This window comes from Pseudomonas sp. AC229 (assembly GCF_979254655.1).
Genome location: NZ_CEEDHK010000001.1, coordinates 357304 through 380186, shown reverse-complemented (window position 1 = coordinate 380186; position 22883 = coordinate 357304). Strand labels below are relative to the sequence as shown.

Annotated in this window: 20 protein-coding genes; 13 read left to right on the top strand and 7 right to left on the bottom strand. The window is 59.7% G+C overall.

The window, feature by feature from the left end; genetic code table 11:
* Positions 1-16 precede the first annotated feature (16 nt).
* From murA to hisC, 4 genes are all read left to right on the top strand, one after another.
* Positions 17-1282, top strand: coding sequence for a UDP-N-acetylglucosamine 1-carboxyvinyltransferase (murA, locus tag AC0IW7_RS01680; protein WP_122494328.1), 1266 nt, complete (start codon positions 17-19; stop codon positions 1280-1282).
* A gap of 81 nt (positions 1283-1363) precedes the next feature.
* Positions 1364-1999: an ATP phosphoribosyltransferase gene (gene hisG / locus AC0IW7_RS01675; RefSeq protein ID WP_122494326.1), complete on the top strand. Its 636-nt coding sequence runs from the start codon at positions 1364-1366 to the stop codon at positions 1997-1999.
* 164 nt (positions 2000-2163) lie between these two features.
* The gene (gene hisD, locus AC0IW7_RS01670; protein ID WP_471815475.1) at positions 2164-3474 is read left to right on the top strand and encodes a histidinol dehydrogenase; all 1311 of its coding nucleotides are present in this window, start codon (positions 2164-2166) and stop codon (positions 3472-3474) included.
* 56 nt (positions 3475-3530) lie between these two features.
* Positions 3531-4583, top strand: coding sequence for a histidinol-phosphate transaminase (hisC, locus tag AC0IW7_RS01665; protein ID WP_471815474.1), 1053 nt, complete (start codon positions 3531-3533; stop codon positions 4581-4583).
* Between the two features lie 545 nt (positions 4584-5128).
* Here the strand turns inward: hisC and AC0IW7_RS01660 are convergent.
* The 3 genes from AC0IW7_RS01660 to algW all read right to left on the bottom strand — a co-directional run bounded on the left by AC0IW7_RS01660 (position 5129) and on the right by algW (position 9258).
* A complete protein-coding gene (locus tag AC0IW7_RS01660) occupies positions 5129-5845 on the bottom strand; it encodes a DUF4198 domain-containing protein (RefSeq protein ID WP_471815473.1) in 717 nt (238 codons plus the stop codon).
* Between the two features lie 24 nt (positions 5846-5869).
* The gene (locus AC0IW7_RS01655; protein WP_471815472.1) at positions 5870-7963 is read right to left on the bottom strand and encodes a TonB-dependent siderophore receptor; all 2094 of its coding nucleotides are present in this window, start codon (positions 7961-7963) and stop codon (positions 5870-5872) included.
* A 140-nt stretch (positions 7964-8103) separates the two neighbouring features.
* Positions 8104-9258 (bottom strand): Do family serine endopeptidase AlgW, encoded by a 1155-nt coding sequence (algW, locus tag AC0IW7_RS01650; protein ID WP_471815471.1) that lies wholly within the window; start codon positions 9256-9258, stop codon positions 8104-8106.
* Between the two features lie 111 nt (positions 9259-9369).
* On the opposite strand from algW, the gene AC0IW7_RS01645 reads away from it, so the two are divergent.
* The 3 genes from AC0IW7_RS01645 (at position 9370) to cysN (ending at position 13080) form a co-directional block, all read left to right on the top strand.
* A complete protein-coding gene (locus AC0IW7_RS01645) occupies positions 9370-10128 on the top strand; it encodes a Nif3-like dinuclear metal center hexameric protein (protein WP_471815470.1) in 759 nt (252 codons plus the stop codon).
* 134 nt (positions 10129-10262) lie between these two features.
* A complete protein-coding gene (gene cysD, locus AC0IW7_RS01640; RefSeq protein ID WP_463536758.1) occupies positions 10263-11180 on the top strand; it encodes a sulfate adenylyltransferase subunit CysD in 918 nt (305 codons plus the stop codon).
* A gap of 1 nt (position 11181) precedes the next feature.
* The gene (gene cysN / locus AC0IW7_RS01635) at positions 11182-13080 is read left to right on the top strand and encodes a sulfate adenylyltransferase subunit CysN (protein ID WP_471815469.1); all 1899 of its coding nucleotides are present in this window, start codon (positions 11182-11184) and stop codon (positions 13078-13080) included.
* An 89-nt stretch (positions 13081-13169) separates the two neighbouring features.
* Here cysN and AC0IW7_RS01630 read toward each other — a convergent pair whose 3' ends face one another.
* Positions 13170-13628, bottom strand: coding sequence for a ZapG family protein (locus tag AC0IW7_RS01630; protein ID WP_122494309.1), 459 nt, complete (start codon positions 13626-13628; stop codon positions 13170-13172).
* A gap of 186 nt (positions 13629-13814) precedes the next feature.
* Between AC0IW7_RS01630 and AC0IW7_RS01625 the strand changes: the two genes are divergently transcribed.
* The 3 genes from AC0IW7_RS01625 (at position 13815) to zapE (ending at position 17143) form a co-directional block, all read left to right on the top strand.
* Positions 13815-14450, top strand: coding sequence for an alpha/beta hydrolase (locus AC0IW7_RS01625; RefSeq protein ID WP_471815468.1), 636 nt, complete (start codon positions 13815-13817; stop codon positions 14448-14450).
* 17 nt (positions 14451-14467) lie between these two features.
* Positions 14468-15817, top strand: coding sequence for a tryptophan--tRNA ligase (locus AC0IW7_RS01620; RefSeq protein ID WP_471815467.1), 1350 nt, complete (start codon positions 14468-14470; stop codon positions 15815-15817).
* A 231-nt stretch (positions 15818-16048) separates the two neighbouring features.
* Positions 16049-17143, top strand: a complete 1095-nt coding sequence (gene zapE / locus AC0IW7_RS01615; protein ID WP_122452430.1) for a cell division protein ZapE — start codon at positions 16049-16051, stop codon at positions 17141-17143.
* Positions 17144-17352: 209 nt separating this feature from the next.
* Here the strand turns inward: zapE and AC0IW7_RS01610 are convergent, their stop codons facing one another.
* Positions 17353-18318: a hypothetical protein gene (locus AC0IW7_RS01610; protein ID WP_471815466.1), complete on the bottom strand. Its 966-nt coding sequence runs from the start codon at positions 18316-18318 to the stop codon at positions 17353-17355.
* Between the two features lie 73 nt (positions 18319-18391).
* Positions 18392-19297, bottom strand: a complete 906-nt coding sequence (locus AC0IW7_RS01605; protein ID WP_471815604.1) for a GlxA family transcriptional regulator — start codon at positions 19295-19297, stop codon at positions 18392-18394.
* Positions 19298-19547: 250 nt separating this feature from the next.
* Here AC0IW7_RS01605 and AC0IW7_RS01600 point away from each other — a divergent pair, with 250 nt between their 5' ends.
* Positions 19548-20684 (top strand): acyl-CoA dehydrogenase family protein, encoded by a 1137-nt coding sequence (locus AC0IW7_RS01600; RefSeq protein WP_122494297.1) that lies wholly within the window; start codon positions 19548-19550, stop codon positions 20682-20684.
* Positions 20685-20744: 60 nt separating this feature from the next.
* On the opposite strand, the gene AC0IW7_RS01595 is transcribed toward AC0IW7_RS01600, so the two are convergent.
* Positions 20745-21782 carry an NADP(H)-dependent aldo-keto reductase gene (locus tag AC0IW7_RS01595; protein ID WP_471815465.1) on the bottom strand — a complete coding sequence of 346 codons (1038 nt, stop codon included), beginning with the start codon at positions 21780-21782 and terminating at the stop codon, positions 20745-20747.
* Between the two features lie 237 nt (positions 21783-22019).
* Here AC0IW7_RS01595 and rplM point away from each other — a divergent pair, with 237 nt between their 5' ends.
* Both rplM and rpsI read left to right on the top strand, forming a co-directional pair.
* On the top strand, positions 22020-22448 hold the full coding sequence (gene rplM, locus AC0IW7_RS01590) for a 50S ribosomal protein L13 (RefSeq protein WP_110616662.1): 429 nt from the start codon (positions 22020-22022) through the stop codon (positions 22446-22448).
* Positions 22449-22462: 14 nt separating this feature from the next.
* Entirely contained in the window at positions 22463-22855 is a 393-nt protein-coding gene (gene rpsI / locus AC0IW7_RS01585; protein ID WP_122452435.1) for a 30S ribosomal protein S9, read from the top strand.
* Positions 22856-22883 lie beyond the last annotated feature (28 nt).

Sequence of the window (22883 nt, the reverse complement as noted above, 5' to 3'; positions counted from 1 at the left end):
GGGCGACGAGACTCCTATGGATAAATTGATTATTACCGGCGGCGTTTGCCTGAATGGCGAAATCCGCATCTCCGGCGCGAAGAACTCCGCCTTGCCGATTCTGGCTGCCACCTTGCTGGCCGATGCGCCGGTCACCGTGTGCAACCTGCCGCACCTGCACGACATCACCACCATGATCGAGCTGTTCGGTCGCATGGGCATCGAGCCTGTGATCGACGAAAAGCTCAGCGTCGAAGTAGACGCCCGCGCCATTAAAACGCTGGTTGCGCCGTACGAATTGGTGAAAACCATGCGTGCGTCGATTCTGGTACTCGGCCCGATGGTCGCGCGCTTCGGTGAAGCCGAAGTGGCCTTGCCTGGCGGCTGCGCCATCGGCTCGCGTCCGGTTGACCTGCACATCCGTGGCCTTGAAGCCATGGGCGCGATCATCGACGTTGAAGGCGGCTACATCAAAGCCAAGGCGCCTGAAGGCGGTTTGCGGGGCGCGCATTTCTTCTTCGACACCGTCAGCGTAACCGGCACCGAAAACATCATGATGGCCGCCACCCTGGCCAAAGGCCGCAGCGTGCTGGAAAACGCCGCACGCGAACCGGAAGTGGTCGACCTGGCCAACTGCCTGATCGCCATGGGCGCGAAAATTACCGGTGCTGGCACCGACACCATCACCATCGATGGCGTTGAGCGTCTCGGCGGCGCGCGTTACAGCGTGATGCCTGACCGTATCGAAACCGGCACCTACCTGGTCGCCGCAGCGGCCACCGGCGGCAAGGTCAAACTTAAAGACACCGACCCAACCATCCTCGAAGCGGTTCTGCTGAAGCTTCAGGAAGCGGGCGCCGAAATCACCACCGGCCCGGATTGGATCGAGCTGGACATGAAAGGCAAACGTCCGAAGGCCGTGAACCTGCGCACCGCGCCGTACCCGGCATTCCCCACCGACATGCAGGCGCAGTTCATCGCCCTGAACGCCATTGCCGAAGGCACTGGCGCGGTGATCGAGACCGTGTTCGAAAACCGCTTTATGCACGTGTATGAAATGACTCGCATGGGCGCGCAAATTCAGGTTGAAGGCAACACCGCCATCGTCACCGGCACCCAAACGCTGAAAGGCGCGCCGGTAATGGCCACCGACCTGCGTGCATCCGCCAGCCTGGTGATTTCGGCCCTGGTGGCCGACGGCGACACCCTGATCGATCGCATCTACCACATTGACCGTGGTTACGAGTGCATCGAAGAGAAGCTGCAGTTGCTGGGCGCGAAAATCCGTCGCGTGCCGGGCTAGTCGAGCCAAGGCCCTGTTCGGCAGCAAGCCGGGCGGGGCTGGGCAACCGCTTGTAATCAGGTTTTAAGGACATTGCGCACCATGTTGACCATCGCCTTATCCAAAGGCCGCATTCTTGACGACACCCTGCCCTTGCTCGCCAAGGCGGGGATCGTGCCGACTGAAAACCCGGACAAGAGTCGCAAGCTGATTATTCCCACCACCCAGGATGACGTGCGTTTGCTGATCGTGCGCGCCACCGACGTGCCGACCTATGTCGAGCATGGTGCGGCGGACCTCGGCGTAGCCGGCAAAGACGTGTTGCTGGAATACGGCGGCCAGGGTTTGTACGAGCCGCTGGACCTGAAAATTGCCCGCTGCAAATTGATGACTGCTGGCGCCGTTGGCGTCCCGGAACCCAAAGGCCGTCTGCGCGTGGCCACCAAGTTCGTCAACGTGGCCAAGCGTTACTACGCCGAGCAGGGCCGTCAGGTTGAAGTGATCAAACTCTACGGCTCCATGGAGCTGGCGCCGCTGGTGGGCTTGGCCGACAAGATCATCGACGTGGTCGACACGGGCAATACCCTCAAAGCGAACGGTCTGGAAGCTCAGGAACTGATCGCTCACATCAGCTCGCGCCTGATCGTCAACAAAGCCTCCATGAAGATGCAGCACGCGCGCATCCAGCAACTCATCGATACCCTGCGCGACGCGGTTGAAGCCAACCACCGAAGCTAATACCTCTACGCGCGGCTATCGGTCGCGCGCTGCTGCCCTGTCTTAGCCATCTTTCTCGGGCGTCCACGGGGCCAGCTTGGTAGCCTAGCGACGCTCGAGAACCGGTTGATGTGGCATCCGTCATTCAACCGCTCTAAACGTCCATGTCTATCACGAGGTCCGTCATGACTGCTCCCATTGCTCTTCGTCGACTCAACGCCGCTGACCAGGACTTTTCCAAGCATCTGGATCATCTGCTGAGCTGGGAAAGCGTGTCGGATGACGGCGTTAACGAGCGCGTACTCGACATCATCAAAACCGTGCGCGAGCGTGGCGACGCCGCGCTGGTGGAGTACACCCAGCGCTTCGACGGCCTTAGCGTCAACAGCATGGCCGACCTGATCTTGCCGCGTGAGCGTCTGGAACTGGCGCTGACCCGCATCACGCCAGCACAGCGTGAAGCCCTGGAAGTCGCAGCCGAGCGCGTGCGCAGCTACCACGAAAAACAGAAACAGGATTCCTGGACCTACACCGAGGCCGACGGCACCGTGCTGGGCCAGAAGGTTACGCCACTGGATCGCGCCGGCCTGTATGTGCCAGGCGGCAAAGCCTCGTACCCGTCTTCGGTGTTGATGAATGCCATTCCCGCCAAGGTCGCCGGTGTGCCGGAAGTGGTGATGGTGGTGCCGACGCCGCGTGGCGAAATCAATGAAATCGTACTGGCCGCCGCGTGCATCGCCGGCGTTGATCGCGTGTTCACCATTGGCGGCGCTCAAGCGGTCGCGGCGCTGGCGTACGGCACTGAAAGCGTTCCGCCGGTGGATAAAATTGTCGGCCCGGGCAACATCTATGTCGCCACCGCCAAGCGCCATGTGTTCGGTAAAGTCGGCATCGACATGATCGCCGGCCCTTCGGAAATTCTCGTGGTGTGCGACGGCCAGACCGATCCGGACTGGATCGCCATGGACTTGTTCTCCCAGGCCGAGCACGACGAAGACGCCCAGTCGATTCTGCTCAGCCCCGACGCCGAGTTCCTCGACAAGGTCGCCGCCAGCATCGCCAAGCTGCTGCCGACCATGGAGCGCGAGGCGATTATTCGCACCTCACTGGAAACCCGCGGCGCGCTGATTCAAGTGGCAGACATGCAGCAAGCGATCGACGTCGCCAACCGCATTGCGCCGGAGCACTTGGAGTTGTCGGTGGCCGACCCGGACGCCTGGCTGCCGCAGATTCGCCACGCCGGCGCGATCTTTATGGGCCGCTACACCGCAGAAGCGCTGGGCGATTACTGCGCAGGTCCCAACCACGTGCTGCCTACTTCCGGCACCGCGCGCTTCTCCTCGCCGTTGGGCGTTTACGACTTCCAGAAACGTTCGTCGATCATTCACTGCTCGGCAGACGGCGCCTCGGAACTTGGCAAAAGCGCCTCTGTGCTGGCCCGTGGCGAGTCGCTGACCGCCCACGCCCGCAGCGCCGAATATCGCATCAAGAACTAATGGTGCGGGCGTTTCGGCGCCCGCTTAGACCTGTCGCATTCGAGGAGAGAAGGGCAATGAGCAAATTCTGGAGCCCCTTCGTCAAAGACCTGGTGCCGTACGTGCCCGGCGAGCAGCCGAAGCTGAACAACCTGGTCAAGCTCAACACCAACGAAAACCCCTATGGCCCGTCGCCGAAAGCGATTGCGGCGATGCAAGCGGTGCTTAACGACGACCTGCGCTTGTACCCGGACCCTAACGGTGAGCGCTTAAAGAACGCGGTGGCCGAGTACTACGGCGTGCAGCCGGCGCAGGTGTTTGTCGGCAACGGTTCGGATGAAGTGTTGGCCCACGCGTTCCACGGCCTGTTCCAACACGGCAAACCGTTGCTGTTCCCCGACATCAGCTACAGCTTCTACCCGGTTTACTGCGGTCTGTATGGCATCGAATTCGACGCGGTGCCGCTGGACGAGCAGTTCCAGATTCGCCCGCAGGATTACGCCAAAGCCAACGGCGGCATCATCTTCCCCAACCCGAACGCGCCCACCGGCTGCGTGTTGGCGCTGGATGCGATTGAGCACATTGTGCGAAGCAATCCGGACAGCGTGGTGCTGGTGGACGAAGCCTATATCGACTTCGGCGGCGAAACTGCCATCGCCCTGGTGGACCGTTACCCGAACCTGCTGGTGTCGCAGACCTTGTCCAAATCCCGCTCGCTGGCTGGCCTGCGTGTGGGCTTCGCGGTCGGACATCCGGACCTGATTGAAGCGTTAGAGCGGATTAAAAACAGCTTCAACTCGTACCCGTTGGATCGCATGGCGATTGCCGGTGCGGCGGCTGCGTTCAAAGACAAAGCCTACTTCCGGCAAACCTGTCAGGCCGTAATCGACAGCCGCGACAAGCTGGTGGGCGAAATGACGGCGCTGGGCTTTGACGTGCTGCCCTCGGGCGCCAACTTCATTTTTGCTCGTCACCCCGACAAAGACGCGGCCGTGCTGGCAGCCGGCTTGCGGGAGCAGAGCGTTATCGTTCGGCACTTCAACAAGCCGCGTATCGACCAGTTCCTGCGTATTACCATCGGTAATCCGCAGCAGAATCAGGCGCTGGTGGAGGCGTTGAAGCAGTTGTGATAGCCGCTTGAAAGGAAAAGCCCGGTCATGTGCCGGGCTTTTTGTTGCCTCCACGTTCCGCTTGACCCGCGCCCCGACCCAACCTGGGTTCTGGCTCGGGCTTCTCCAACAAGCTCAACATTCTGGATTCCCGCCTACGCGGGAATGACGGAGATGCACCCACCACCACCGTCATCCCCGCGCAGGCGGGGATCCAGTATTTCGGATCACTCCTCCTGCTCGACGCTGACCAGCTCAGAGAATGTGGGTTGGGTCTGGTTGCGTTCAGTGAGAGCAGCGAAGCCCAACGTTTGCATGCCTACTCGCTGTGCGCGCTGCCAATAAAACTCAACAATGTAAACAACCCACGCTCGTCGATATCCGCATCCTGGATTCCCGCCTACGCGGGAATGACGAAGATATGACGTTGGATCACCGTCATCCCCGCGTAGGCGGGGATCCAGAATCTCGGATCACTCCTCCTGCTCAATGCTCGACAAGCTCAGAGAATGTGGGTTGGGTCTGGTTGCGTTCAGTGAGCGCAGCGAAGCCAAACGTTTACATGCCTACTCGCTGTGCGCGCTGCCAATAAAACTCAACGAAGTAAACAACCCACGCTCGTCGATATCGGCATCACCGCTGACCGGCACGCTGGTTTCGGCGGCGATGATATTCAAGCCCTCGTTGCGTACAACCACCTGCGCTTCACCGTTCTTGTCGGTGGTTGCGCTGGTGGTCGAGGGTGCGCTGCGGTAGTCGCCGATCAGCGCAATTCCTGCGACCGGCTTGCCGTCCAGCAGCACTTGCACCCGCAGTGGTTTGCCAGGCCCAACGCTGAGCGGATCTTGCAAGGGTTTGATCACCAGCTTGAGCGCGCTCAGGTCTGGCAACACCGCGCCTTCCTTATAAATCGCCAGGCTGTACTTCCAGGTGTGCAGCGCATGGACCGCGTTAGGTACTTTCGAGCGTCCCTCGTTGATCCATTTGTTGTCTGGCGTTTGCGACCAGGCGCCGTTGTCCAGCGCCACGGCCAGGCTGGCCGGTGCGCTGGTTGGGTGGAGGCGGGCATGGTCGTCGAGGCGTTCGATATTGACGTTGATGGGCTTACCACTGAGGTCGTAGGCCCAGGCGTCAGAGATTTTTCGGGCCTTGAAGGCGTCGTCTTCGGCGCCATGACCGTAGACCACTTCAATGTTGCCGCGCCGTTGCTCGGTCCATAGCCCGTGGGCTTGAACTTCCATTGTGAACAGGGCTGCGATCAATAGCAGATGAAGTTTTGGCATTGGGCTTCCTTGGCAGTGCGTGAGTTAGAGGGAGAGGGTCAGGCTGACGCTGACATTGCGCGGCTCGCCCGGCAGCACCCAAGTGCTGTTGTACGAGCGCTCGTAGTACGTGCGGTTGAATAAGTTGTTCAGGTTGAGGCCGACGGTGAGGTCTTCGCTGGCCTTGTAATGGGCCAGCAGGTCGACGGTGCTGTAGGCCGGCAACTCGAATTGCGTGCCGGTCTGGCCTGAGCGATCACCGACGTAATTGCCGGCAATGCCAAGGTCTGAGCCGCGCAGTTCGCCGTCTTGGAATTCGTAGACGGCCATCACGCTCGCGCTGTTGCGGGCGATGCCCAGCAGGTCGCTGCCTTCGGCAATGACGTTGTCTTGGGTGACCTCGGCATCGATATAGGCGTAGGCGCCAATGACCCGCACCGCGTCGGTCAGTTGCCCGCTGAACTGCAGGTCCAGCCCTTGGCTCCGGGCTTTACCGGCGGCAATGCTGTCGCCATTGCCATCGGTGGTCAGCACGTTTTCCTTGTCGATATGGAACAGCGCCACGGTCGCGCCAAGGCGGCCGTCGAGCAGGTCCAGTTTGAGCCCGGTTTCGTAGCCGAGGCCCTTTTCCGGTTTGTAGACCTGGCCCTGAGTGCCGATGCTGTTGGGTTTGAACGAGGTCGAGGCGTTGGCGAACACGCCGACTTGCGGGGTGAGTTGGTAGAGCGCGCCGATGCGCGGGGTGGCGACGTCTTTCTCCTGCACGTTATCGACGCCGGTGCTGCGGTTAAGCGCGTGCTGCTCAATGCGCTCCAGGCGCACGCCCAGCAGACCGCGCCAGTGTTCGGAGAACACGATCTGGTCTTGCAGGTTCAGGGCGTAACTTTCGGTGTGTTCGAAGAAGTCGTTTTTGTTCGCCAGCGCGGGCTTGGGCTGACCGTACACCGGGTTGAACACGTCCAGGCCGTAGCCGAGCGACGTCAGGCTTTGCGGGTATTTTTGGCTGTTGCGGTAGTTTTCATACTCCAGCCCCGTGAGCGTCTGGTGCTCCCAGCCAGCCAATTCGAATGTGCCGTGCAGCTCGGCCTGGGTGATGCTGTCGTTCCATTCGAAGTCGCGCTGGCGGTAGAACCGCGAAACCTGGCTGCCGACCAGACGCTGCGGTTCCGAACTGTCGCCTTGCAACGTGCCTTGGCTGTAATGAGTGGCCAGGCGGGTTTTCCAGTTGTCGTTGAGGAAATGTTCGAGGCTGATTTGCAGCAACTGGTTGTCATTGCGCACGTCGCCATCGTTGGGCTCGCCCAGAAACGTGGTGCGCGACACCGCGCCCATCTCGCCGTTGACGGCTGGAATGCCACGGTCGAACACCGATTCGGTGCGGCTGAATTCGCTTTCAATCGTCAGGAAAGTGTCGGGGCTGAGCTGCCATGAAAGCGTTGGGCTGACGAGCTTGCGCTGGCTGGTGACGTGGTCGCGAAAGCTGTGGTTGTCTTCCACTGCAAGGTTGACGCGAGACAGCACGGTGCCTTCGTCGTTGAGTGGCGTGTTGACGTCCAGGCTGCTGCGGTAGCGATTCCATGTACCGGCGCTGAGCTGGAGTGAACTGAACGCGTCGGCCTGCGGCTTTTTGCTGACGATATTGACCAGGCCGCCGGGGTCGCCACGCCCGTACAAACTGGCGGCGGGGCCTTTGAGCACTTCGATGCGTTCGATGGTGGCGGTGTCTGGCGCGCTGTTGCTGCCCCGGTTGTAGGCGAATCCGTTGCGGTACAGCTCGCCGGTGGTGAAGCCGCGCACGCTGTAGTTGAGGAAGGTCAGGCCACCGAAATTGTTCTGCCGCGACACACCGCCGGCGAAATCCAGCGCACGGTCGATTCGTGTGCTGTTGAGGTCGGTGAGCACTTGGACTGGAACCACGTTGATGCTTTGCGGGGTGTCGCGGATATCGGTATCGGTGCGGGTGGCGGTGGCCGAACGCGTGGCGCGATAACCCCGAACGGGGCCCTCGGCGCGCTCGTCGGCGTGCTCGGCCGAGATGCTGGTTTCTTCCAAATCCAGCGGTTCAGTCGCGGTAACGATGGGCGCGTTGAGCAGGCCGGCGGTGAGCAAAGCAAGGGGTGTGAGCGTGGGGGACTTCATGTCAGGCTTCCGTGTAAAACATGTAATAACATAACATTTTAAGCACGGAAAAACGGTCGCGTCATCTATGGCAATCGGTGTGAGGCCAAATCGCAGGCATAAAAAAGGCGCCTACGCGGCGCCTTTTCAGGGTGAAACCTTTATTCCGAGGCGTCGCTGGTGGCCGGTGGTGGGCGCAAACCAATCTCCGCTTTCAGCTCTATCGGTTTGCCATTACGCATGATTTCGATGCTGGTCGTCTCGCCCGGCTTGGCGCGCGCCACCTGGTTCATCGAACGGCGGCCGTCGCTGGCTGGCTCGCCATCGATGCTCAAAATAAGATCGCCCGGTTGTAAGCCCGCCTTTTGCGCCGGACCGTCTCGGTAAATGCCTGCCACGATAATGCCGGGGCGGCCTTCCAAGCCGAACGACTCCGCCAACTCCGGCGTCAGCGGCTGCACTTCAATGCCCAGCCAGCCGCGGATCACCTGGCCGTGCTCGATGATGTTTTTCATCACGTCCAACGCCAGCTTGGTGGGAATGGCAAAGCCGATGCCTTGCGAGCCGTTAGACTTGGACAAAATCGCCGTGTTGATGCCGACCAGATTGCCGTGCGCGTCCACCAACGCACCGCCCGAGTTGCCCGGGTTGATCGCGGCGTCGGTCTGAATGAAATCTTCGTAGGTGTTCAAGCCGAGTTGATTACGGCCTGTGGCGCTGATGATGCCCATGGTCACGGTTTGGCCAACACCAAACGGGTTGCCAATGGCCAGCGCGACGTCGCCGATGGCGATGTTGTCGGAGCGGCCGAGGGTGATCGAGGGCAAATCCTTGAGGTCGATCTTGAGCACGGCGAGGTCCGTTTCCGGGTCGCTGCCGATCACGCGTGCCAAGGTTTCGCGACCGTCTTTGAGCGCCACGACAATCTGGTCGGCGCCGGCGGTCACGTGGTTATTGGTGAGCAGATACCCTTCGGGGCTCATGATCACTGCCGAGCCGAGGCTCGATTCCATGCGCCGCTGTTTGGGCAGGTTGTTGCCGAAGAAACGGCGGAACTGCGGATCTTCAAACAGCGAGTTGGCCGGTTTGCTGACAATTTTAGTGGTGTACAGGTTGGCGACGGCGGGGGCGGCGATGGTTACCGCGTCGGCATACGACACCGGTCCCTGTTGCGCCACGCCGTACTGCGGAGCTTGCCGCATATGCACATCCTGGCGCGGCAGACCTACCCATTGCGGGTAGTACTGAATAATCAGCAACGCGAGCAACACACCGACCACCAGCGGCCAGCCAAGATAACGCAGAGCCTTGAACATCGATAAATCCTGAGGGTTGCGAGGGCCATGGCAGGCCCTTAAGGTGGCGCCATTATAGAGGCCGTCGCGGCAATAAAAAGCAGCTTACATTTGTACGGGAGAGTAAATGTTATGGCGATTGCGCTGACCACCTTGCTGGAAGAAGCCGAGCGTTTCCTCGCTGCTGCGCGCATTGCCGACTACTGCCCCAATGGCTTGCAGGTCGAAGGGCGGCCGCAGGTGCGCCGTATCGTCAGCGGCGTTACGGCGAGTCAGGCGTTGCTTGATGCCGCTGTCGAAGCCGACGCCGATGTGGTGTTGGTGCATCACGGGTATTTCTGGAAAGGCGAAAACCCCTGCGTGGTCGGTATGAAACAGCGGCGCCTGAAAACCCTGCTCAGCCATGACATCAGCCTGCTCGCCTATCACCTGCCGCTCGACCTGCATCCCCAGGTCGGCAACAACGTGCAGCTGGCTCAGCAACTCGACATCACCGTCGAAGGCCCGCTGGATCCTGATAACTCGAAAGTGGTCGGCCTGGTCGGCTCGCTCGACGAACCGATGAGCGCCCGAGACTTCGCCCGCCGCGTGCAGGATGTGCTCGGCCGTGAGCCTCTATTAATAGAAGGTTCGCAGATGATTCGTCGCATTGGCTGGTGCACCGGAGGCGGTCAGGGGTATATCGACCAGGCCATTGCCGCCGGCGTCGACCTCTACCTGACCGGTGAAGCCTCAGAGCAAACCGTGCACAGCGCGCGGGAAAACGACATCAGCTTTATTGCCGCAGGTCATCACGCCACGGAACGCTACGGCGTGCAGGCGCTCGGCGAATACCTGGCCAAACGCTTCGCCCTGGAACACCTGTTTATCGACTGCCCGAACCCCGTTTAGCGGGCATATGACTAGATCGTTTAGGTCTAAGTAGCTGCCTGATTAGAATAGACCGCTGTGCTAAAGTGCCGCCCTCGTCCACGGCCCGCAGGCCGTCCAATAACGCTCTCTTCGTGAGAAAGCCGTGAGTAGCCATGCTCGATAAATTGACGCATCTGAAGCAGTTGGAGGCGGAAAGCATCCACATCATCCGCGAGGTCGCCGCCGAGTTCGATAACCCGGTGATGCTGTACTCCATCGGTAAAGATTCCGCGGTCATGTTGCACCTCGCCCGCAAAGCGTTTTTCCCAGGCAAGTTGCCGTTCCCGGTCATGCACGTGGATACACGCTGGAAATTCCAGGAGATGTATTCGTTCCGCGACAAGATGGTGGCCGATCTGGGTCTGGACCTGATCACCCACATCAACCCGGACGGCGTGGCGCAGAACATCAACCCGTTCACCCACGGCAGCGCCAAGCACACCGACATCATGAAAACCGAGGGCCTTAAGCAGGCGCTCGACAAGCACGGCTTTGACGCCGCCTTCGGTGGCGCGCGCCGCGACGAAGAAAAATCGCGCGCCAAAGAGCGCGTGTATTCCTTCCGCGACAGCAAGCACCGCTGGGATCCCAAGAACCAGCGCCCTGAGCTGTGGAACGTGTACAACGGCAAGGTCAACAAAGGCGAGTCGATCCGCGTGTTCCCGCTCTCCAACTGGACCGAGCTGGACATCTGGCAGTACATCTACCTCGAAGGCATTCCGATTGTTCCGTTGTACTTCGCGGCCGAACGCGACGTGATCGAAATGAACGGCACGCTGATCATGATCGACGACGACCGCATCCTCGAGCACCTGTCGCCTGAACAGAAAGCCAGCATTCACAAGAAGATGGTGCGGTTCCGCACCCTCGGCTGCTACCCACTGACTGGCGCGGTGGAGTCCACCGCTACCAGCTTGACCGACATCATTCAGGAAATGCTCCTGACCAGAACCTCCGAGCGCCAGGGTCGTGTCATCGACCATGACCAGGCCGGTTCGATGGAAGACAAGAAACGTCAGGGGTACTTTTAATATGTCGCACCAATCCGATTTGATCAGCGAGGACATCCTCGCCTACCTGGCGCAGCACGAGCGCAAGGAAATGCTGCGCTTCCTCACCTGCGGCAACGTCGATGACGGCAAAAGCACCCTGATCGGGCGCCTGCTGCACGACTCGAAAATGATTTACGAAGACCACCTCGAAGCCATCACCCGCGACTCGAAAAAAGTCGGCACCACCGGTGAAGACATCGACCTGGCGCTGCTGGTAGACGGCCTGCAAGCCGAGCGCGAGCAAGGCATCACCATCGACGTGGCGTACCGCTATTTCTCCACCGCCAAGCGCAAATTCATCATCGCCGACACCCCCGGCCATGAGCAGTACACCCGCAACATGGCCACCGGGGCGTCCACCTGTGATCTGGCGATTATCCTGGTTGACGCCCGTTACGGCGTGCAGACGCAAACCCGTCGCCACAGCTATATCGCCTCACTGCTGGGTATCAAGCACATCGTCGTGGCCATCAACAAGATGGACCTCAAAGGGTTCGACGAAGGCGTGTTCGAATCGATCAAAGCCGACTACCTCGACTTCGCTGCCAAGGTATCGCTGAAACCGACGTCGATTCACTTCGTGCCGATGTCCGCCTTGAAGGGCGACAACGTGGTCAACCACAGCGATCGCTCGCCTTGGTACAGCGGCCAGACGCTGATGGAAATTCTCGAAACCGTCGAAATTTCCGCCGACCGCAACTTCACCGACATGCGTTTCCCGGTGCAGTACGTTAACCGTCCAAACCTGAACTTCCGTGGCTTCGCCGGCACTCTGGCCAGCGGCATCGTGCACAAAGGCGACGAAGTCGTGGTGCTGCCGTCGGGCAAAAGCAGCCGCGTGAAATCCATCGTCACCTTTGAAGGTGAACTGGAAAGCGCCGGCCCAGGCCAAGCCATCACGTTGACCATGGAAGATGAAATCGACATCTCCCGTGGCGATCTGCTGGTGCATGCCGACAGCAAGCCGCAAGTGACCGACAGCTTCGAAGCCATGCTGGTGTGGATGGCCGAAGAGCCCATGCTGCCGGGCAAGAAATACGACATCAAACGCGCCACCAGCTATGTGCCAGGCTCGATTGCCAGCATCGTTCACAAGGTTGACGTGAACACGCTGGAAGAGGGCGCCGCGAGCGCGCTGCAGCTGAACGAGATCGCCAAGGTCAAAGTCAGCCTCGACGCCTCCATTGCCCTCGACGGCTATGACCGCAACCGCACCACCGGCTCGTTTATCGTGGTCGATCGCCTCACCAACGGCACCGTTGGCGCCGGCATGATCGTCGCCGCACCGGTGGGTGGTCAGGCCGGCGGCGTGCACGGCAAGCTCGCTCACGTGGCTACTGAAGAGCGCGCCGCGCGCTTCGGCCAGCAGCCGGCCACCGTGCTGTTCAGCGGCCTGTCGGGCGCGGGCAAAAGCACACTGGCCTACGCCGTGGAGCGCAAGCTGTTCGATATGGGCCGTGCGGTTTACGTGCTCGACGGTCAGAACCTGCGTCACGACCTGAACAAAGGCCTGCCGCAAGACCGTGCCGGGCGTACCGAGAACTGGCGTCGTGCCGCGCACGTGGCGCGTCAGTTCAACGAAGCTGGCTTGATCACCCTGGCTGCGTTCGTGGCGCCGGATGCCGAAGGTCGTGAACAGGCCAAGGCCCTGATCGGCAATCAGCGTTTGCTCACCGTGTACGTTCAGGCGTCGCCACAAGTGTGTGCCGAGCGCGACCCGCAAGGGCTGTACGCAGCAGGCGGCGACAACATTCCGGGCGAATCCTTCCCATACGACATTCCGCTGAATGCCGACCTGGTGGTCGACACCCAGAGCGTGTCGGTGGAAGAGGGCGTGAAGCTGGTGCTGGATCTGCTGCGTAGTCGCGGCGCGATCTAAAAAGCATCGCGGCTGAAGCCTCGAGGTTTTGATCTTCCAAGCCTCAAACAAAAAGCCCCGCATCGGCGGGGCTTTTTGTTGCTCGCGAATTAACGCGGCGAGGTGTCGCTCACAGGCGGCTTTTTCAGGCCAAAGGTCGCGTCCAGCATACCCGGCGCGTCGGCACTTTTCGGTGCGTAGTCGCGGGGCACTTCGGAATCACGCGGCGGGGTCAAACGCTCGCGACTGCCCGGTTTTTCATCGTGCAAGGCGGCCAGCAAACGCTGACGGGTGAGTTCGTCCAAGGCCAGGCGATTAGCGCCTTCAGACAAGTGCTCCTGCACTTCCTGGTAGCTCTGAGTGAGCTTTTTCACCAGGCTGGCGGTGGTGTTGAAATGGGTGACCACTTCGCTCTGGTAGCTATCGAAGCGCTCTTGAATTTCGTCCAGTTGCCGTTGGGTACGGCTCGGTGCGGCGCTGGGAACCAGGCGGGCCACCAGAAAACCGATGGTCACACCTGCGAGCAGGGCGAGTGCCGGGAGTAACCAGGCCAATAGGGTCTGTTCCACGAGTCCTTCCTCTATAAACGGCTTTGCTTTACGTTAACGGCTCACACCGGCGCTGTATAGCGCGGCGCGGTCCTGAAGGGGCGGGCGTCGCTTGCAAGCGTCCGCAGGTTGCTAATCACAGGATCTTATCCAACGAGATCTTTCCCAAGACGTGTCGACCCTATCTCGGGTCACGGAGTTCCGCCGTTGTCAGTTCGCGAAGTCTCTCTGTTTATTGAAGGGCCCACCGGGCAACTTGAAGCGCTTTACCTCGACCTGCCCGAAGCCCGTGGCCTGGCGCTGATCTGCCACCCCAATCCGGTGCAGGGCGGCACCATGCTTAACAAAGTGGTGTCGACTTTACAGCGCACCGCCCGCGACGCCGGCTTTGCCACATTGCGTTTCAACTATCGCGGCGTGGGTGCCAGCGAAGGCGTAAGCGAGATGGTCAGCGGCGAAGTGGACGACGCCGAAGCCGTGGCCAACTGGCTGCTCGCCGAACAACCGGACTTGCCACTCAACCTGTTCGGCTTCTCGTTCGGCGGCTTCGTCGCTGCCAGCTTGAGTGGCCGCCTGGAAGCACGCGGCGTGGACATCGAGCGCCTCTTTATGGTCGCCCCCGCCGTCAGCCGTCTGAACGAGCACACGCCGATCGCCCAGCGCGGCGCGCTGACGCTGATTCAGCCGGAGCAAGATGAAGTCATCGCGCCGGAAACGGTTTTCACCTGGTCGGCCCACCTTCAGCGTCCCCACGAGCTGCTGAAAGTGGCAGAATGCGGGCACTTTTTTCACGGCAAACTCACGGATCTCAAAGACCTGCTGCTGCCGCGCCTGTCGAACTGACTGAATAAGCGATCGCCATGACCACTCGTATCCTCACCGGTATCACCACCACCGGCACGCCGCACCTGGGCAACTACGCCGGCGCCATTCGCCCGGCCATTGTCGCCAGTCGCGCCGCCGACGCCGACTCGTTCTATTTCCTGGCCGACTACCACGCCCTGATCAAATGCGATGACCCGGTGCGCATTCAGCGCTCGCGGCTGGAAATTGCCGCCACCTGGCTGGCTGCTGGTCTGGATACCGACCGCGTGACCTTCTATCGCCAGTCCGACATCCCGGAAATCACCGAACTCACTTGGCTGCTGACCTGTGTAGCGGGTAAAGGTCTGCTCAACCGTGCCCACGCCTACAAAGCCTCGGTGGACAAAAACCTGGAGCAAGGCGAAGACCCGGATGCCGGCGTCACCATGGGGCTGTTTAGCTACCCGGTGCTGATGGCGGCGGACATTCTGATGTTCAACGCGCACCAGGTTCCGGTGGGGCGCGATCAGATTCAGCACGTGGAAATGGCCCGTGATATCGGCCAACGCTTCAACCATTTATTTGGCAAAGGCCGTGAGTTCTTCGTCATGCCACAGGCGCTCATCGAAGAAAGCGTCGCCACCTTGCCCGGCCTCGATGGCCGCAAAATGTCGAAGAGCTACGACAACACCATTCCGCTGTTCAGCAGCCCTAAACAGTTGAAGGCGGCGGTGTCCTCCATCGTCACCGACTCCCGTGCGCCGGGCGAAGCCAAGGATCCGGACAACTCGCACCTGTTCACCCTCTACCAGGCCTTCTCTACTGCGCAGCAGCAAGAAGAATTCCGCAGCGACCTGCTCGGCGGTCTGGCCTGGGGCGAAGCCAAGCAGCGCCTGTTCGAGCTACTCGACAGCGAACTGGGCGAAGCGCGGGAGCGTTACAACACGCTGATCGAGCGGCCTGCCGACTTGGAAGACATCTTGCTGGCCGGCGCTGCCAAGGCTCGCAAAATTGCCACCCCGTTCCTCGGCGAGCTGCGCGAAGCGGTGGGGCTGCGTTCGTTCCGCAGCGACATGCAGAGCGCTCAAACCAGCAAGAAGAAAGCCACGAAAGGCGCGCGCTTTGTCAGCTTCCGCGAAGACGACGGCAGCTTCCGCTTCCGCCTGTTGGCCGCTGATGGGGAGCAATTGCTGCTGTCCAAACACTTCGCCGACGGTAAGACCGCCGGCCAGGTGAGCAAGCGTCTTCAGGACGGCAGCCCGCTGGACGTGCGCGTGGACGGCAACAGCTTTGCCGTCTGGCTGGACGACGAAGCCGTCGGTGAAAGCCCGCAATTCGCCGATGCCGCTGCCTGTGAACAGGCCGTTGCCCAATTGCGTGAAGCATTGGCGCCACAGCCGGAATAACGCGCGAAGGCCAGCGTGCATGGCTGGCTGATTGCCAAGCAACGGGGTCGCCGCTAAAGTGACGACCCCGTTTTTGCGGTCTCGGGCGTTTCGACCCACCACGCGCGCCACAGCGCGTCGGCAAAACGCAGACCCTGGGTACTGTTTACTCGTTACCTGCCCATCACCTGCCTCGCGCTGCCCACCACTCGGCCCGGTCGCGAGCTAGTAAATAGTTGAGAGCATTACGCGATGACGCCCCTCGAGCGATACCAGGCGGACCTCAAACGTCCCGACTTCTTCCATGACGCCGCGCAAGAAACTGCGGTGCGCCATCTGCAACGCCTCTACGATGACCTGATCGCCGCCGGTGACAACAAGCCCGGTTTGTTCGGCAAACTGTTGGGCAAAAAGAACCACGATCCGGTCAAGGGTTTGTACTTCTGGGGCGGCGTCGGCCGCGGCAAAACCTACCTGGTCGACACCTTCTTCGAAGCGCTGCCGTTCAAAGAAAAAACCCGTACGCACTTCCACCGTTTCATGAAGCGCGTGCACGAAGACCTGACCTCATTGAGCGGTGAAAAAAACCCGCTGCAAGCCATCGCCAAGCGTTACGCCGCCGAGACGCGCGTTATTTGTTTCGACGAATTCTTCGTCTCGGACATTACCGACGCGATGATCCTGGCGACGCTGCTCGAAGAACTGTTCAAAAACGGCGTCAGCCTGGTCGCCACTTCTAACATCGTGCCGGACGGTTTGTACAAAGACGGCCTGCAACGCGCGCGCTTCTTGCCGGCCATTGCGCTGCTGAAAGAACACACGGTCATCGTTAACGTCGACAGCGGCGTCGACTACCGTCTGCGCGCCCTTGAGCAGGCCGAACTGTATTACTGGCCGCTCAACGAAGGCGCGGAAACCAGCCTGAACAAAAGCTTTGTCAGCCTGGTGCCCGACTGCGTGAAGGCGCAGGAAAACGAAGTGCTGATGATCGAAAACCGTGGCATCACGGCGCGTAAAGTCTGCGACGACGTGGCCTGGTTCGAATTCCGCGAATTGTGCGACGGCCCGCGTAGCCAGAACGACTACATCGAACTGGCAAAAATCTTCCACGCGATTCTGATCTCCAACGTGGAGCAGATGGGCGTCAACGAAGACGACCTGGCGCGCCGCTTCATCAACCTGGTGGACGAGTTCTACGACCGCAACGTTAAGCTGATCATCTCGGCCGCCGTCGAATTGAAAGACCTTTACACCGGCGGCCGCTTGAACTTCGAATTCCAGCGTACCCTGAGCCGGTTGCTGGAAATGCAATCCCACGAATTCCTGTCGCGGGCGCATAAGCCGTAAGGGATTCGAGCGTAAAAAAGGCTGCCCAAGGGCAGCCTTTTTTGTGGGCTTTTCGTAGGAGCGCCCAGAGGATAGATGCATGTCTTACCTTTCACTCCGTCATTCCCGCGCAGGCGGGAATCCAGAATCTCGGATTCGCCAACGATTGATGTCTGACAAATAACTCTGGATTCCCGCCTGAATGACGGCGGCTGGACACATTGCCCGCATCAGTTCTGCGCCACCTTCTGCTCATGCTCTTTCAGCAACTCTTTGGCATGTGCCACTTCCAGCGCTTCCATGGCATTGATGGGCTTGAGCGCCACCGCTTGCTTCAAGTGCTGAACTGCCTTGGCCTCTTCGTCATCGCCATACACGTAGGTAAGCGCGTTGGCATATTCGTAATGGCCGATGGGCAGATTGTCAGCCTGCTTAAACGATTGCGCGAAGTAGGTTTCCATTTTGTCGGCGCTGACGCCGTAGGTCATTTTCCCCACCATTTTCCCAACCTTGCGGATCACGCCGGCTTCATAGCCGCCGTACAGCGCCAGGGCGAAGGGTTGGTCAGGTTGCTTGGCCAGCAGCGCATCAAGCTCTTTCGGAATTTGGCTGGTGTAACCGCGCTTGAGCACGACCGGTACGGACAGCTCTTCACCCAGTCGCGCCTTCGCGTACACACGGCCGAATTGCGCGACGAGGTCGGCTTGCACCAACTCGCCGGCCTTGTCGGTGTAGTCGATGACTTCTTCAAGTAAGCGATGCTTTTCTTCCTGATTCGGTACCAAGAACATCGCGTAGACCACTTGGGCAAACATCGCCGGCACCTGCCCGCCAACGCCCAAGGCCAGACCTTCTTTTTTGGCCTGGGCGAAGTCGCCTTTGAACACCAGCCGCCAAACGTTTTGCAATTTTTGCGCGTATGCCTCGGCGTCTTCAGGCTTGCCAGTAAAGCCGGTGTTGCCGGCTACGGTCATTTCCAACGCTTTTGGATACGTGGTGGCCATCTTCATGACCCATTGCGCGTCGGGGAACGGATAGTTGTCGCCAAAGCCGCGGGTTAGCTGCGGCCAGGCCTGCCGCAGCTTGTCGCCCGAATAGTCGAAGCTGCTCTGATCGTAGGGAAAGGGTTTCCATTGTTCGTCTGCCACAGCCACCAGGCTGCACAGCGTAAGCAGGGCAAAGATAAACGAGCGCATGACAAGTACCTGTTTTTGTTAGAGGTTCACAGGCCCGATCATAGGTCGCAGGGCAGGGCGACCAACCCCCATCCTAGGAATGGCTGTCCTTCTGCTGGAACTGGCGGCGGTATTGGTTAGGCGACAATTCTGTGTGCTGACGGAACAACCGCGCGAAGAAGCTCGCATCGTCGTAGCCCACTTCGTAGCTGATGGTCTTGATGCTTTTGCGGGTGGCGCTGAGCAAACCCTTGGCTGTTTCGATCCGTAACCGTTGCAGGTAGTGCAGCGGCTTGTCGCCGGTTGCCGTCTGGAAGCGGCGCATAAAGTTGCGAATGCTCATGCCGTGCTGGCGCGCCACGTCTTCAAAGCGAAATTTCTCGGCGAAGTTTTCTTCCAGCCATTGCTGAATTTGCAGAATGGTCACGTCCTGATGCAGCTTTTGACCACCGAAGCCGATACGGCCTGGCGTGTAGTTGCGCTGCACCTCGTAAAGGATGTCGCGGGCGACGGCCTGAGCAACGCTGGCGCCGCAGAAGTGTTCAATTAGATACAGGTACAGATCGCAGGCCGAGGTGGTGCCACTGGCGCAGTACAAGTTGTCGCCGTCGGAAAGATGCTTCTCCTGATTCAGCAGCACCTTGGGAAAGCGTTCGCTGAACTCACGGAAAAAGCGCCAGTAAGTCGTAGCTTCTTTGCCGTCCAGTAGGCCGGACTGCGCCATCCAAAACACGCCCATGGCTTCGCCGCAGATCATGCTGCCGGCGGCGTGTTGCTTGCGCAGCCAGGTGAGAATTTGCGGATAGCGGTGGCACAGCGTGTCGAAGTCGCCCCAGTACGCCGGCAGGATGATGATGTCGGCCGGCTCCAGGCCACCTTCGACCGGCAGCACCACGTCGCTGAAGCTGCGCGCGGGTTGGCCGTCTGGACTTACCAGGTGAATTTCGAATGCGGGCGTAAGACCCAGGCCGAGTTGCCGGCCGTAGCGAAGGCTGGCCATGTGGAAGAAGTCTTTGGCTTGCATGAGCGTGGAGGCGAACACGCCTTCGATGGCCAGAATGGCGACGCGTTTGAGTGCGCTGGACTGAGCGGTTGGCATGGTTGCTTATTCTTATTAGGGGATAGTGGTCAGTGGCTGGCTGGATCGTCTTATTTTTTGTCGCATGTGTCCAGTGCGTCTGAACGTTTGACTGTCCTACAGTCGGCGCCATGCCAATCCCGGCTCTAGACGTATCCAGTGGGTAAAAACAATGATTCCAAGAACCCTGTTCAGCTCGGACCATGAGCTGTTTCGCGACAGCGTGCGCAAGTTCCTCGAACAGGAAGCCGTGCCATTCCACCATCAGTGGGAAAAAGACGGCCATATCGACCGCGCGCTCTGGAACAAGGCGGGCGAGGCCGGCATGCTCTGCTCCCATCTGCCGGAAGAATATGGCGGTATGGCGGCCGATTTCCTCTACAGCACTGTGGTCATCGAAGAAATCAGCCGACTCGGCTTGAGCGGCATCGGCTTCTCGCTGCACTCGGACATCGTCGCGCCGTACATCCTGCATTACGGCTCTGAGCATCTGAAGCTGAAGTACTTGCCCAAGCTGGTATCGGGCGAAATGGTCACCGCCATTGCCATGACCGAGCCGGGTGCCGGGTCCGATCTGCAAGGCGTGAAAACCACCGCTGTGTTGGATGGCGATGAGTACGTGCTCAATGGCTCGAAGACCTTCATCACCAACGGCTTTCTCGCCGATCTGGTAATCGTCGTGGCCAAAACCGATCCTAAAGCTGGCGCCAAGGGCACCAGTCTTTTCCTCGTTGAAGCGGGCACGCCGGGCTTTTCCAAGGGCAAGCGCTTGGAGAAGGTCGGCATGAAGGCGCAGGACACGTCCGAATTGTTCTTCCAGGACGTACGCATTCCGAAGGAAAACCTGCTCGGCCAAGCCGGGATGGGCTTCGCTTATCTGATGCAGGAGCTGCCACAAGAGCGCCTGACCGTGGCGCTGGGCGCATTGGCCAATGCCGAAGCCGCACTAAAATGGACGCTGGATTACACCCGCGAGCGCAAGGCGTTCGGCAAAGCGATCAGCGACTTTCAGAACACGCGCTTCAAGCTGGCGGAAATTGCCACAGAGGTGCAGGTGGGGCGTGTATTCGTTGACCGCTGCCTGGAGCAGCATTTGGAAGGCAAATTGGACGTGCCGACTGCGGCGATGTGCAAATACTGGACGACCGACCTGCAGTGCAAAGTGCTGGATGAGTGCGTGCAGTTGCACGGCGGTTACGGATACATGTGGGAATACCCGGTGGCACGCTCGTGGGCGGACGCGCGGGTACAGCGCATTTACGCCGGCACCAACGAGATCATGAAGGAGATTATTTCGCGGTCGTTGTGAGTGCTTGGTGTAACTGAAAAGCCCGGCTGAGTGCCGGGCTTTTTCGTTTTGCGCGCGTTGTTAAGGCGCCGGGTTGGGCTGGCTTTTATGGATGGCGTCGATCTTCTCCAGCAACTCGGTGCTGAGCGTGAGTTCAGCGCTGCCCAGGTTGCTGCGCAGCTGTTCATTGCTGGTCGCGCCGATGATATTGCTGGTAACGAAGGGGCGAGCTGTCACGAATGCCAGCGCCATCTGCGCAGGATCCAAGCCGTTTTCACGCGCCAGCGCGACGTAGCGCGAGCACGCCGCTTCTGCCTGGGGGTTGGTGTACCGCGTGAAGCGGCTGAACAAACTGATGCGCGCGTTGGCCGGTCGGGCGCCGCCTTCGTATTTGCCGGAGAGCATGCCGAAGGCTAGAGGCGAGTAGGCCAACAGCCCGCATTGCTCTCTGATTGCCACTTCAGCCAGGCCGACTTCGAACGTGCGGTTCAGCAGGTTGTACGGGTTCTGAATCGACACCGCACGCGGCAGGCCCAATTGCTCGGCGAGCTGCAGAAACTTCATGGTGCCCCACGGGGTTTCGTTGGAAAGACCGACGTGACGGATCTTGCCGGCCTTCACTTGCTCATCCAGCGCCTCAAGGATTTCGGCGATGGGCGTGAAGTCTTCATCTTTATGTTGATAGCCGAGCTGGCCGAAAAAGTTAGTGCTGCGCTCAGGCCAGTGCAGTTGGTAGAGGTCGATGTAGTCGGTTTGCAGACGCTTCAAGCTGGCGTCAACAGCGGCCACGATGTGCGCACGGTTGTGTTTCAGCTGGCCGTCACGGATGTGAGAAATACCATTGCCGGGGCCGGCGATCTTGCTGGCGAGAATCCAGTCGCCACGCTTGCCGCGGGCTTTGAAGTAGTTGCCGATGATTTGTTCGGTGCGGCTGTACGTCTCTGCGCGTGGCGGGACGGGGTACATTTCCGCGGTGTCGATGAAGTTCACGCCAGCGGCGCGGGCGATATCGATCTGCTCGAAAGCGTGCTCCTGGGTGTTCTGCTCGCCCCAGGTCATGGTGCCTAGACAGATAGCGCTGACGTTCAAATCGGTGCGGCCGAGCTTACGAAACTGCATGAATTTCTCCTCGTGCAAAAGTCACCATCAAATCAGGTTGATATTTTTCCTGCAATCGGCATAATTCCGCAGCTGTTTTCAGCAGGGGATGCCTAGCCTGCTTGAATCCGCCGTACGGACGTGATGACCCGAGCCCCCGATAGCGTCCGTCTCTGGCTGCCTTTGCTTGTCAAAGTGCGCACTATTCAGTAAGATCCGCCGTCTTATTTTCAGGGCGGCCCCTGAGGCTATTAAAGAATGAAAACTTTTACTGCTAAACCGGAAACTGTTAAGCGCGACTGGTTTGTCGTCGACGCTGCAGGTCAGACTCTGGGTCGTCTGGCCACAGAAATCGCTAGCCGTCTTCGTGGCAAGCACAAAGCCGAATACACCCCGCACGTTGACACTGGCGACTACATCGTCGTTATCAACGCTGAGCAAGTGCGTGTAACCGGAGCTAAGACCACTGACAAAATGTACTACTCTCACTCCGGTTTCCCGGGTGGCATCAAATCGATCAACTTCGAAAAGCTGATCGCCAAGGCGCCTGAGCGTGTGATCGAGACCGCGGTTAAAGGCATGCTGCCGAAGAACCCGCTGGGTCGCGACATGTACCGTAAGCTGAAAGTGTACAAGGGTGCTGTTCACCCACACACTGCTCAGCAGCCCCAAGAACTGAAGATTTAACGGAATAGTTCATTATGTCGGCGACTCAAAATTACGGCACTGGCCGTCGCAAGACTGCAACCGCTCGCGTTTTCCTGCGTGCAGGCACTGGCAAGATCTCCATCAACAACCGCACCCTGGAAAACTTCTTCGGTCGCGAAACTGCCCGCATGGTAGTTCGCCAGCCGCTGGAGCTGACTGAGACTGTTGAAAAATTCGACATCTACGTCACCGTTCTGGGTGGTGGTGTAAGCGGCCAGGCTGGCGCGATCCGTCACGGCATCACTCGTGCTCTGATGGACTATGATGAAGCTCTGCGTCCTGCTCTGCGCAAAGCTGGTTTCGTCACTCGTGACGCTCGTGAAGTTGAACGTAAGAAAGTCGGTCTGCGTAAAGCGCGTAAGCGTCCGCAGTACTCGAAGCGTTAATTCGCACTTCGTTCAAAGACGCCCAGTT